Below are 12,660 nucleotides of genomic sequence, written 5' to 3' on the forward strand. Positions count from 1 at the left end.
GATGGCGGCCCATCCGCTCGACGGTCGCGTGGTCGAACAGGTCGGCGCTGTAGCTGAGCTCGAAGTCCAGCGCGTCGCCGCGCTCGCCGATCGCGACGGTCAGGTCGAACTTGGCGTGCGCCACCGCGAGCCCGACGCCCTCGGTGCCCAGCCCGGCGAACTCCAGGGCGCTGACGGTGCCCCGGCCATGCGTGATCATCACCTGGAAGAGCGGATGCCGGGCCCGGTCGCGCTGCGGCCGGAGCGCGTCGACGAGCTGCTCGAACGGCACGTCCTCGTGCGCGTAGGCGGCCAGCGCGTCGCGCCGCACCCGCGCGACGACCTCGGCGAACGTGGGGTCGCCGGACAGGTCGACGCGGAGCGCGAGGGTGTTGGTGAAGAAGCCGATGAGCTCCTCGGTCTCCACGCGGTTGCGGTTGGCGATCGGGGTGCCGAGCACGACGTCGTCCTCGTCGCCGTACCGGCCGAGGAGGACAGCGAGGCCGCCGACCAGGACCATGAACATGGTCGCGCCGGTCTCCCCCGCCACCTCCCGCAGCCCGGCGACGACCGGGGCGGGCAGCGCGAAGTCGATGGTGCCGCCGGCGGACGAGCGGACGGCGGGCCGCGGCCGGTCGGCGGGCAGCTCCAGGACGGGCGCGCCGGCCAGCCGCTCCCGCCAGTAGGCGACCTGGTCGTCCATGGTCGCGCCGCTGAGCCACTCGCGCTGCCAGACCGCGAAGTCGGCGTACTGCACCGGCAGCGGCGGCAGGGGCGACGGCTCCCCCGCGCGGAACGACGCGTACAGCCGCGCCAGCTCGCGGCGGAAGACGTCGGCCGACCAGTCGTCGGAGATCACGTGGTGCATCACCAGCGACAGCACGTGGTCCTCGGCGCCGAGGCGCGCGAGCAGGCCGCGCAGCAGCGGCCCGGCCGCCAGGTCGAACGGCGTGGTCGCCTCGACCGTGGCCAGCTCCCGCGCCCGGCCGAACGGGTCGGGCCCGCCGGACAGGTCGATCGTGCGCAGCGGGAACCCGGCGGGCGGATCGATGATCTGCCGGGCCCGGCCGTCCACGGTGACGAGCCGGGTGCGCAGCACCTCGTGGCGTTCGGTGAGGGCGTCCAGCGCCGCCGCCAGCGCGGCCTGGTCGAGCGGCCCGCGCAGCCGCAGCACGATCGGGATGTTGTACTCGGCCGACCCGGGTTCGAGCTGGTCGAGGAACCAGAGCCGCTGCTGCGCGTACGACAGCGGCAGCTCGCGGTCGCGCCCGGCAGCGACGATGGGCGGCGCGGGCGCGCCGGGCGCGGCCGAGTCGACCAGCGCGGCCAGCTCGCCGACCATGGGGTGGTCGAACAGCGCCGCCAGCGGCAGCTCCCGCTCGAACTCCTTCCGCAGCCGCGACACCGCCTGGATGGCGATCAGCGAATGCCCGCCCAGCTCGAAGAAGTTGTCGGCGACGCCGACGCGCGGCACGCCGAGCAGGTCGGCCCAGATGCCGGCGATGGCCTCTTCGGTGCCGGTCCGCGGCGCACGGTAGGGACCGGCGGTGCCGGACGGCGAGGAGCCGGGGTCGGGCAGGGCGGCCCGGTCCAGCTTGCCGTTGGGGGTGCGCGGCAGGCCGGCCAGCTCCACCATGACGGCCGGCACCATGTGCTCGGGCAGCCGCTCACGCAGGAACGCGCGCAGCTCGCCGGCCGGGGCGGTGCCCGCGGCCGCGTCGGCGGGGACGAGGTAGGCGACGAGCCGCCGGTCCTGGTCGTCGCCCCGGGCGACGACGACGGCGGACCCGACCGCCGGGTGCGCGGTCAGGGCGGCCTCGACCTCGCCCGGCTCGATCCGGAAGCCGCGCACCTTCACCTGGTGGTCGGCCCGGCCGAGGTACTCCAGGCCGCCGTCCGCGCGGCGCCGCACCCGGTCACCGGTCCGGTAGAGGCGCGTCCCGTCCGCGGCGAACGGGTCGGCGACGAACCGCTCGGCGGTGAGGTCGGGCCGGTCCCGGTAGCCGCGGGCCACGCCGGTGCCGCCGATGAACAGCTCGCCCGGCAGGCCGACGGGCACCGGGCGCAGGTGCCGGTCGAGCACGTGCAGGGCGGTGTTGGCGAGCGGCCTGCCGAGGGTCACCTCCCCGCCCGCCGGGATCTCGGCGCACGCCGACCAGATGGTGGTCTCGGTCGGCCCGTACACGTTCCACAGCCCGGCCGTGCGCGCCAGGACCTCCTTCGCCAGCCGGGGCGGCAGCGCCTCGCCGCCGCACAGCGCGCACAGCCGCGGCGATCCGGCCCAGCCGTCGTCGACGAGCATCCGCCAGGTGGCCGGCGTCGCCTGCATCACGGTGGCCCCCGACCGTTCGATCAGATCGGCGAGGGCCCCGGGTGAACGGGCGGCCGCGCGGTCGGCGACCACGACGCGCGCGCCCGTCCAGAGCGGCAGGAACAGCTCCAGCCCGGCGATGTCGAACCCGAGCGTCGTCACGGCGAGCAGGACGTCCGCGCGGGTCATTCCCGGGCGGCCGGCCATCGAGACCAGGAAGTTGACCAGGTTGCGGTGAGAGACCACCACGCCCTTCGGGCGGCCGGTGGAGCCGGAGGTGTAGATGACGTACGCGGCCTGGCCGGGGTCGGTGGGGACGGCCGTTCCGGGGGCGTCGAGCGGATCCGTGCCGGGGTCGTCGAGCCAGAGCCTGACCGGCACGTCCGCCGCGAGATCCCCGGCGACGGCCCGGTGGCCGACCAGGACGCGGGCCCCGCTGTCGGCGAGCATGTAGGCCAGCCGGTCGCGGGGGTACTCGGGGTCCAGCGGCAGGAAGGCGCCGCCCGCCTTCCAGACGGCCAGCAGGGTGACGACCAGGTCCAGGCCCCGGTCCAGGCACACGCCGACGACCGTCTCGCGTTCCACGCCGAGGGCCCGCAGGTGCCCGGCCAGCCGCCCGGCCCGTTGGTCGAGCTCGGCGTAGCCCAGCGATCCGTCCCCGTGCCGCACGGCGGCCGCGTAGGGGTCGCCCTCCGCCCAGGCGGCGACCGCCTCGTGCACCCCGGCCGGGCCGGGGAGGCGCAGCGCGGTGTCGTTGTGGCCGTGCAGCAGGTCGTCCAGCTCGCCCGGGGGCAGCAGCGGAAGCTCCGACAGCCGCAGCGACGGGTCCGCCGCCACGGCGTCCAGCAGCGTGCGCAGATGGCGGATCATCCGCTCCAGCGTCGGGCGCTCGAAGAGGTCGGTGCTGTACTCGAACGCCCCGGACAGCCCTCCGCCGGGCGCCTGGGCCAGGCCCAGCGTCAGGTCGAACTTGACGGTCGTCTGCTCGACGCCGAACCCGCGGACCTCCAGCCCGCCGAACGCGGGGGCGCCGCCGCCGTCGCCACCGCCGCCGTCCTCGTGGCTGTAGTCGAACATCACCTGGAACAACGGGGTGCGGGAGCGGTCGCGTTCGGGCAGCAGCGCGTCCACAACGTGTTCGAAAGGGACGTCCTGGTGCTCGTAGGCGTCCAGCGCGACCTGGCGGACCCGGGCGACGAGCTCGGCGAAGGACGGGTCGCCGGACAGATCGGCCCGCAGCACGAGGGTGTTGAGGAACAGCCCGATCATGCCCTCGGTCTCCGTGCGGCCGCGGTTGGCGATCGGGGTCCCGGCCACCACGTCGTCGGTGTCGGCGTAGCGGCCCAGCAGGACCGCGAACGCGCTGAAGAGCGTGATGAACATCGTGGCGCCGGAGCGCAGGGACAGCTCCCGCAGGCCGGCAGCCGTCGGTTCGGGCACCTCGAAGCCGACGACCCGGCCGTCCGCCGACCGCACGGGCGGGCGGGGCCGGTCGGCGGGCAGCTCCAGCGCTGGTGCCCCTGCCAGCCGCTCGCGCCAGTAGGCCAGTCCGGCCGCGGCCGCCTCGCCGTTCAGCCGGTCGCGCTGCCAGAACGCGAAATCGGCGTACTGGGCGGGCAACGGCTCCAGAGGGGACGGCTCGCCGCGCCGGAAGGCGTCGTAGAGGGCGGCGAGCTCGCGGTTGAGGATCCCGATCGACCATTCGTCCGAGATGACGTGGTGCAGGCACAGGCTGAGCACGTGGTCGCCGGGGCCGACGACGATCAGCGTCCCGCGGATCAGCGGCCCGGCGGCGAGGTCGAACGGCGTCAGCGCGTCCGTGCGGACCAGCCGTCCGGCCTCCTCGGCGGCGTCGGGGCGGCCGGTGAGGTCCGCGCGCGCGAGCGCGAACGGGACCGGCGGGTCGATGACCTGGTGGGCGACCCCGTCGCTTGCGACCAGCCGGGTGCGCAGCGACTCGTGCCGTTCCACCAGCGCGTCCAGCGCCGACCGCAGGGCCGCCTCGTCCAGGTCGCCGGTCAGCCGCACCGGGAGGGGCACGTTGTACTCGACGGACCCGGGTTCGAGCTGGTCCAGGAACCACAGGCGTTCCTGGGCGAATGAGAGCGGCACCGGCCCGCCGGGTCTGGCCGCCGGTTCCCGCCGCGGCGGGGCCTGCCCCCGCAACCGCCGTTCGAGCAGGCGCCGCTTCGATTCGGAAAGCATCGGGGACCCTCCGTGCGAGAGATCGGGCGGGACGGGAGACCCCGCGGGGCGGATCAGGCGAGGACGCCGAGCAGCTCGTCCACGCTCCGCAGGATCGAGGCGTGGTCGAAGCCGAAGTCGATCAGGCAGGCGACCTCGTCGACGTCCCAGGACGCGACGGCCGCCAGCCGTTCGGGGATCTCGGCGGCGGTGCACACCAGCCCGGTGTCGATGTAGCGGGACGCGCCCGCCGCCGCGACCGCGTTCCGGTCCGCGGCGGTCATCGCGGTGAACGCGGCGGCGTCCTTGACGGCCGCGACGTTGGACGCGTCGAGCCGCATCGAGGTCGTCAGGTAGCGGGCCAGCTCCGCCTCGGCCCGCTCGGCGGCCGCGGGCGAACCGTCCAGGACGTGCGTGTGCAGCATCAGCGTGACGTGGCCGCGCCCGCCGCCGTGCTCCGCCCTGGTCTTCCGGTAGGCGGCGATCTTGTCGCGCAGCTCGCCGGGGCGCTGCCCGACCAGATGGGTGAGCACCCCGGCGCCCAGGGAGCCGGCCAGCTCGAACGTGCCCGCGCTGCCGCCCGAGGTGAGCCACATCGGCAGCTCCGGCCGCACCGGGCGGGGCCGGCTGGTGATCTCGACCTCGCGGCCGGCCGCGTCGGTGAAGGTCCACGCCTCGCCGCGCCACAGCGCGCGGACGGCGTCGACGCCGTCCCGCATGACCTGCCGCCGGTCGGCCGCGTCGAACCGGGACAGCACGAAGTCGGCCCCGTGCCAGCCGGAGGCGAACGAGATCCCGGCGCGGCCGCCCGACAGCCGGTCGACGACGGCCCACTCTTCGGCGACCCGGGCGGGGTGGTGCAGCGGCAGGACCACGCTGCCCGCCCGGATCTCGATGCGCCGGGTGGTCGCCGCGACCGCGGCCGCCGGGACGGACGGGTTCGGAAAGAGGCTCCCGAAGTCGGCGAAGTGCCGTTCGGGGATCCACACGGCCTCGAGGCCCGCCTCGTCGGCGAGCCGGGCCGTGTCGAGCAGGACGTCGTAGGGCGCGGCGGCGGGGTCGTGCGCACCGCCCGCGGAGAAGTAGGAGAGGCTGACGGTCACCATGATCTGGCCCCTTCGCTGACGATGGCCGTCAGGTCGGCCACCAGCCGGTCGATCCGGCCGGCGGCGGCTGCGCCGCCGCGGCCCGGCGCTTCGAGGAGTTCCTTGTGGTCGGCCAGCAGCTCGGCGGCGCGCGTCGCCGCCCGGCCCGGCCGGCGCCGCGCGGTGCGCAGGACGGAGGCGGTGAGGGCGAGGGCGGCCTTGGCCTCGCCGATGTCGTGGAGCAGCCGGACCAGGTCCGCGGCGTCGGTGAACGGGTCGGCGTCGCCCTGGCCGTCACCGAGCTCGAAGGTTCCGGCCAGGGCCCCGAGGTCGTCCTGGACGGCCGCGGACTGCAGTTGCCGCATGAACCCCGGGACGAGGCAGTCCAGCACGTTCGCCCGCCACCAGAAGTTGACCGAGACGGCCACCTCGTCGCGCGAGAGCACCTGGTGCCACCAGAACGCGGGGAGCACCAGCGCCTCCCCCGCCCGCACCGTCGCCTCCAGGTAGCCGAGCGCGGCGGCGCGCGGGTGCCGGTCGAGATCGGGCTGGAAGAGGTTCACGCCGCTGAGGTGCTGGGCGCCGGTGTTCAGCGGTCCGGGGTAGAGCGCGTCGAGGTCCTCGGGCGGGAAGACGTAGAACGTCTTGGCGCCCGACACCTGGCAGAAGAGGTTGTGGGTGTCGTCGTAGTGCAGCGGCGTCACGGTGCCGGGCGATGCCAGCCACAGGTTCACCGCGTTCACCAGTTCCCGGGGAACGCAGTCCGGGTAGTCCAGGGCGGCGAACAGGGCCGGGAGCGCGCGTTCGACCGGCACCTGCTGCAGGCACCAGCGCGGGCCGTCCGGGTCGGCCATGTCGTCGAAGAACCGCGCCACCGCCAGCGGCCGCGAGTCGAGCACCCGGCCCGGCTCGTACCGGAAACCGCCGTCCGGGCCGGGCAGCGTGGCCGGGAGCCGTTCGTCCCCGACCGTCGCGCGCAGATGGTCCGGGGTCCACCGCCACACCTCGTTCATCAACCGCGACGCGCCGGTGACGACCACCGGCTCCCGCAGCCACGGCGACCCGGCGCGCAGCGGGCCGAGATCGGCGGCGGAGACTCTGCTGATCGGCCCCGCGCTCGGGAGCCCCGGGGTCCCGCTCATGTCCAGGTGACCACTGTCCGCGCGTCCGCGAACCCCATGAGGAAGGACACGGCGGTGCGGTTGCCGCGGGTGGCGTCGACCGCGTGCACGTGGCGGCCGTTGAAGATGTAGACGTCCCCCGGCCGGATGTCGACGCGGAACTCCTCGAAGCCGTCCAGGAGCTCGGCGGGGTAGGAGAAGCCGGTGTGCTCGATGCCGAGGCGCCGCCTGCTGTCGTCGTCCGGGCGGATGTTCCACAGCACCAGCCGGCCGCCCTCCTCGTGCTCGACGCACATGTTGACCGCGCAGACCTCGAAGTCCGGCACGCGCTGCACCTCGAAGCCCGCCTGGCGGGGATCGCGGCACTGGGCCTCGTCCTCGTGCGGCTCCAGGGAGTAGGCGCCCTCCTTGTTCCAGGCGCGGATCAGGGCGGGACACGCCTGTGCGCCGTCCATCTCGGCCAGCCGCAGGGACGCGCCGCGCCCCGCCAGCTCGCGCGCCAGCTCGTCCTGGAAGAGGTGCCACGGCGAGTCGGCCACGTCGAGCACGTCCATCACGTCGCCGGCCACCTCGGCGGACTCGGCGAGATAGGTGCCGATGGGCTTGTTCCAGTGATACGAGCCCACGTAGTAGGAAGGCTCGCCGGTGCGTCTCTTCAGCGCCGGGCTCGCCCAGAACTTGGCGCACAGCTCCTTCTGGGTGGCGACCGGGATGACGTCGCGGAAGATGACCCCGAAGCGCCTCCCCCGCAGCACGTCGGCGACGAGCGAGGCGTCGAACTCGGTCCGCTCGTCGAAATGGAAGTGGCCGGGATCCATCCGGGTTCCGGTCAGCGGCGCCAACCCTCGTACGGTCATCGCGTGTCGCCCTCTCCGTCTCCTGCCGGGTCTCCGTCCGCCGCCGGGCCCGGCGGGCACCGCCGCCACCCGGTGAGCGCGGCCGTCAGCCGGTCCAGGCCCTCGGCCAGCGGCCCGGCCGGTCCGCCGAAGCCCAATCTGATGTGCTCCGGGGCGCCGAAGCAGGAACCCGGAATGACCAGCACTCCCCGCCGTGTGAAGAGGTCGTCGCAGAACGCGTGGGTGTCCGCCAGGCCGTGCAGCCGCGGGAACGCGCTGACCCCGCCCAGCGGGGTGGCGAGCGACACCAGGTCGGGATGGGCGTCGGCCCACTCCCGGACCAGGTCGCGGTTGGCCCTGGCCTGCTTCATCCTCGGCTCGAGGAACGCGTCGGCGTTCCGCAGGACGTTCAGCGCCAGGAGTTCGATCAGCGGCGACACGTGCAGGGTCGTGTAGTCGCGGATGCGCACGCACTCGGCCAGCACGGCGGGCGGCGCCAGGCACCACCCGAAGCGCAGCCCCGGCAGTCCGAACGCCTTGGAGAACGTGCCGAAGCCGATGCCGCGCTCGTAGAGCGTCGAGATGTCGGGCAGCGGCGGCGCGTCGTAGGCGAGGTCGGCGAACGCGGCGTCCCACAGCAGGTAGGCCCCCGAGGCCCCGGCGGCCTCGTCCGCGGACCCGGCAGGCCCCGCGGACCTGGCGATGGCCACCAGCCGGCGCAGCTCGGCCTCGGTGATCGACGCGCCGGTCGGGTTCTGCGGGAAGTTGACGATGATCGCCTTGGTGCGTTCGGAGACCAGGTCCGCCAGCTCGTCGAGCGAGGGACGCCAGCCGCGGGCCCGGTCGAGCCGCCAGGTGCGGGTCGCGCAGCCCAGCCCGGCGGCGAACGCCACGAGCGTGTGGTAGCCGGGCTCCACGACGACGACCTCGTCGCCGGGCCGGAGCAGCGCGGTCAGCACGAGGGTGATCGCCTCGCTCGACCCGCTGGTCGTCATGACCCTGCTCGGGTCGCCGTCGCCCCAACGCCGCGCGATGTGCCCCCGCACCGCGGGCGTGCCGAGCGAGTATCCGTCGTCGAAGACCAGCCCGTCGATCTCGGCGTGGTCCAGCCCCGTCATGGCGCGCAGCTCGGCCATCGAGTACGAGTGCACGCCGCTGGAGCTGATGTCGATCTCCGCGGTGAAGTAGTAGTCGCGGAGCCAGTCCTCGAGCCGTGCCGCACGCAGCCTCATGGCCCGACCTCGTTCTTGGAGAGGAATTCCAGCAGTGCGGCGTTCACCTCGGCGGGACGTTCGAGATAGCCGAAGTGGCCGGCCGACCCGATCTCGATGAGGTCGCAGTCGGGGATGGACGCGGCGACCTCCGCGCCCAGGTGCGGCGGCGTGACGAGGTCGTCGGAGAACGCGATCACCCGGCAGGGCGCCGCGACGCCGCGCAGCGCCTCCCTGCGGTCCTCGGTGAGGTCCGCCCAGCTCTGCCCCAGCGCCCGGTTGGCACCGCCGACCGACCGCCGGATCGTCTCCAGCCAGAGCTCGGCCTGCGCCGGGTCGTTCAGCGTGGCCGGCGAGAGCATCTCGAACGCCAGCACGCTCGCCTCGAAGTCACGGGGCAGCTCGACCCCGCTCTCGGCGAGCGCCTGGTAGGCCCGCAGATGGGCGGCCCGGGCCGGGTCCGATCTGGCCTTGGTCGAGATCAGCACCGCGCACCGGACGAGCTCCGGCCAGCGGATCGCCAGCTCCTGGGCGACCAGCGCGCCCATGGAGGTGCCGACGATCCGGCAGGGCGCCGCCCCGAGTGCCTCGATCAGGCCCTTGGTGTCGGCCACCAGGTCGTCGAGCGAGTACCGGCCCGGCGGCTCGTCGGACGGCGGCACGCCCCGGTTGTCGAAGGTGATCGCCTGGTATCCCGCGGCGGCCAGCGCCGGGGTCTGGTGCAGGGTCCAGACCCGGCCGGCGGCCGACGAGCCCATGATGAGCAGCACCCGCTCGCCCCGCCCGTGCCGGTCGAAGGCGAGCCGGATGCCGTTCGTGAAGACGTGGGGCATGGCGGCGGCGCGTCATTCCCCGTCGAGCGCCAGGCGCAGGCTCTTCGGACGCATGTCGGTCCAGGTCGCGCGGAGGTACTCGTCGCACTCCTCCTTGGAGGCGTGCACCCCCGTCTCCTTCCAGCCGCCGGGGACCGGGAGGTCGCCGGGCCACAGCGAGTACTGCTCCTCGTCGTTGATCAGAACCTTGAATCGCGCCTCGGGCGATTCGAAGTCGAAACTCACCGTCCGCACGGTCACTCTCCTCGGTCGTCGCCTGGTCGTGGGGGTGTGCCTTGCCGTGGGGTGCGCGGGTCCTACCAGCGCCACTCGCGCTGCCCGAGCAGGTGCTCGGCCTTCACCCCGTTGTCCGCGCACCAGGTCATGAACTCGTCGATCTGCTTGAGCTGGTAGGACTCGTCGTTGTAGCTGGTGGCCATGACGTGGCCCAGCCACTCCTCCTCGCCCATGGCGTAGATGTAGGCCTCGCCCGCGCCGAGCTCGGTCACGATCGCGCCCGCCTGGGCCGCGTTGGAGCCCGACAGCTTGCGCGAGTCGCTCATCTTCTTGGTGATGGGCTGGGTGAGCAGTGCCTGGTAGAGCCAGGTGAGCGGGGCGCCGTCGCACTCCATGCCGAGGAAGGCCATGTCGGCCGTTCCCAGGTGCTCGCGTACATGGCGGTAGAGCGCCGGGTCGATGCCCGAGGAGTCCGCGCCGACGAAGACCTTGCGGCCCGCCATCTCGACCCAGAACGTCGACTTGCCGCGGATGTCGAGGTCGGCGTGCTCGCCGAGGAACGGCGTCGCGGTGACCTTGCCGCCGGGGAACTCCACCTCGTCGAAGTCGTCCACCTCGACGACCGGCAGCCCCAGATGCTCCAGGTAGAGCCCCAGCGACGGGTCGCAGAGGTTGCCGCGCGACGAGCGCGGCACCACGACGGCGCCCACGCGGCCGCGCAGCTGCAGCAGCGTCTCCAGCACGATGTGGTCCTGGTGCCCGTGCGTGATGAGCACCAGGTCGATGTGGTCGGGCAGGTCGTCGTAGGTGTACCGGCCGCTCGCGTGGCAGTCGGCGCTGATGAACGGGTCGGTGAGGATGGCCGCCTGGGGCGACTGCAGGGCCAGGCACGCGTGCCCGTAGTAGCGGACGCGGCCTCCGGACTCGATGTGGCGGTCCGGATGCAGTGAGCCCTCGCCGGTGAGCAGCCCGTCGAGCAGGGCGAACTGCGACTCCTCCAGCTCCAGTGCCTCCCGGAGCGCCGCCGCGGTGGTGGGGCGGATGCGGGCCTGGAACAGTTCCTGCAGCCCCGGGTGCCGGAACGGGACGGGCAGGTCGAGGACGTCCGGCGACGCGAGCCGCGGCGTGCTGAGGATGAACGGGCGTTCGTGGCCGGGCTCCAGCAGCAGCTGGACCGACTGGCGCGCCTCGGTGTACGCCGGGCTCTTGTAGACCAGCGGCTCTATGAAGCGCAGCGACGCCTGGTTGCCGGTGTCGTAGGCGATCTCCACCAGCCCGTTGAGCTCGGCCGGCAGCTTCGGGTAGAGGGGCGTGAGGTCGAAGCCGGCGGCCTCCTGCCGGACCAGGTCCTCGGCCTGCGCGACCGCCTCGGCGAACCTCAGCATGTCCGCCCGGTCCCGCCTGATCGAGGCCAGCAGATCGCGGATCTCGCCGCCGCGCTCCTCGGCGACGTTCACGAAATAGCCGCCGCGCAGATCCGGATTGCTGCTCGCCGCCACGTGCACCTGCGGCGCCTGCAGGTACGACTCGAGCATCGGCACTTGCAGAAATGCCAGATTCATCGACGCCTGTACGGGAGCGACCGTGTGGGCCCAGGCATAGAAACTGTCGACCAGTGGCTCGACAATCACATTCGACCGAAGAAAGCGAGGATCGTCCATATGGTTTTCTCCTTCAGGCAGCGCCCATGCTCACACAGCATTGGAAACCCGAACAAGAGGACGCCATGCAGGCTCCATCCGGGCCCCAGGGAGCCACATGCGCCGCATTCACCGGATGGCGCGGCCGACCCGTGCCGCCCGCGATTTGCGCAGGTCGCTCGCGACGTTGATCCGCTTGAGCCACCGGTCCGTTCCGTCGTGGCGGGGCGTGAACGGCTTGCGGCCGTGCACGACCCGGTAGTTGTCGAGGAAGCAGAAGTCGCCGCTCTCCAGCCGCAGGTCGAACATCAGCTCGTCCATGGACTTGGTGAACTCGTCCAGCGCGGCCTGCGCCTCGCGGTCGGCCACGCTCATGAAGTACGGGTCGGCCCTGATGTAGGGCCGGTCCGGGTCGCCGAACAGGACGGCGACGCGTTCGGGAGACCGCTGCATCTCCTCGACGCGCTCGAAGGCCTCGTCCGCCGGCAGCGAGTTGTTCTTGGGCAGGTGCGACTCGTCGGGACGAATGCTGAAGCGCTCGCCGGACAGCACCTCCTTGACGCTCGCCGGCAGGTCGAGCGCGTCGACGTAGCCCACGGTCGTCGCCGCGGCGTACGGGTTGCGCAGGCACGCGAAGCCCAGGAAGTCGCCGCGCAGAGGATGGAAGGCGTCCTCGGTGTGCCAGGTCAGCAACGACTCGCTGCTCGAGCCGAGCTGCTCGTGCTCGTGCCCGCGGATCGGCACGACGTCGTGGACGAGCCGCCCGTCCTGCTGCGTGGCCCATCCGAACGGGTCGCCGAGCAGCGACCCGTACAGCACCAGGAGCAGTTCCTCGCGGTGGGCGCGCGAGGACCCCTCCCGCTCCCGCCAGTGGACGGGCGTCGCCCCGAGCCGCTCCTGGTCGACGGCGTAGCCCGTGATGCGCAGCACCCCCGACATCCGCTCCAGCCGGAACTCGTTGAGGCACCTCCTGATCCGCGCCGGGAGCCGGTGCGCCAGCACCGTGGCGCACCGGAGGGCCTCGTCGGAGTCGAGGTCGGTCAGCTCCCCCTCCGCCTCGTCGAGGAGCCGGTCGATCTCACGCAGTTCGGCCGCGTCGACCTCCAGCCTGTCCATGCCGCAACACATCCTCTCCATACGATTGACTCGACGATCGAATGCCGCCAGCCCGGTTGACTTCGACATCGACATCCGCACATGTTTCATGCTCTGCGCTGCCTTGCGAACGTTAATTCGCACTCTTC

General features: G+C 73.0%; 9 protein-coding genes (1 of these 9 running past the window's edge). All 9 read right to left on the reverse strand.

What is annotated here, in order from left to right; genetic code table 11:
* A protein-coding gene (locus tag ABD296_RS00040) for a non-ribosomal peptide synthase/polyketide synthase (RefSeq protein WP_344259883.1) crosses the window boundary here: on the reverse strand, positions 1 to 4,495 show its start. Its footprint begins 23,816 nt before the window's first position; 4,495 of the gene's 28,311 nt are visible here — the first part of the coding sequence; the start codon lies at positions 4,493 to 4,495; its stop codon lies off the left edge, out of view.
* A gap of 53 nt (positions 4,496 to 4,548) precedes the next feature.
* On the reverse strand, positions 4,549 to 5,580 hold the full coding sequence (locus ABD296_RS00045) for a MupA/Atu3671 family FMN-dependent luciferase-like monooxygenase (protein WP_344259885.1): 1,032 nt from the start codon (positions 5,578 to 5,580) through the stop codon (positions 4,549 to 4,551).
* Positions 5,574 to 6,701 carry a cupin-like domain-containing protein gene (locus ABD296_RS00050; protein WP_344259887.1) on the reverse strand — a complete coding sequence of 376 codons (1,128 nt, stop codon included), beginning with the start codon at positions 6,699 to 6,701 and terminating at the stop codon, positions 5,574 to 5,576. Before ABD296_RS00050 ends, ABD296_RS00045 begins: the two co-directional genes overlap by 7 nt.
* Entirely contained in the window at positions 6,698 to 7,537 is an 840-nt protein-coding gene (locus ABD296_RS00055; protein WP_344259890.1) for a hypothetical protein, read from the reverse strand. Before ABD296_RS00055 ends, ABD296_RS00050 begins: the two co-directional genes overlap by 4 nt.
* Positions 7,534 to 8,748: a capreomycidine synthase gene (vioD, locus tag ABD296_RS00060; protein ID WP_344259892.1), complete on the reverse strand. Its 1,215-nt coding sequence runs from the start codon at positions 8,746 to 8,748 to the stop codon at positions 7,534 to 7,536. Before vioD ends, ABD296_RS00055 begins: the two co-directional genes overlap by 4 nt.
* Complete coding sequence (locus ABD296_RS00065) at positions 8,745 to 9,560, reverse strand: alpha/beta fold hydrolase (RefSeq protein WP_344259894.1); 816 nt, start codon at positions 9,558 to 9,560, stop codon at positions 8,745 to 8,747. Before ABD296_RS00065 ends, vioD begins: the two co-directional genes overlap by 4 nt.
* 12 nt (positions 9,561 to 9,572) lie before the next feature.
* The gene (locus tag ABD296_RS00070; protein WP_208272292.1) at positions 9,573 to 9,794 is read right to left on the reverse strand and encodes an MbtH family NRPS accessory protein; all 222 of its coding nucleotides are present in this window, start codon (positions 9,792 to 9,794) and stop codon (positions 9,573 to 9,575) included.
* A gap of 62 nt (positions 9,795 to 9,856) precedes the next feature.
* A complete protein-coding gene (locus ABD296_RS00075; protein ID WP_344259899.1) occupies positions 9,857 to 11,437 on the reverse strand; it encodes an MBL fold metallo-hydrolase in 1,581 nt (526 codons plus the stop codon).
* Between the two features lie 108 nt (positions 11,438 to 11,545).
* Complete coding sequence (gene gntD / locus ABD296_RS00080; RefSeq protein ID WP_344259901.1) at positions 11,546 to 12,532, reverse strand: guanitoxin biosynthesis L-enduracididine beta-hydroxylase GntD; 987 nt, start codon at positions 12,530 to 12,532, stop codon at positions 11,546 to 11,548.
* Positions 12,533 to 12,660: the final 128 nt, after the last annotated feature.

This window comes from Actinomadura napierensis, from assembly GCF_039529375.1.
In the GTDB taxonomy this organism is placed as follows: Bacteria; Actinomycetota; Actinomycetes; order Streptosporangiales; family Streptosporangiaceae; genus Spirillospora; species Spirillospora napierensis.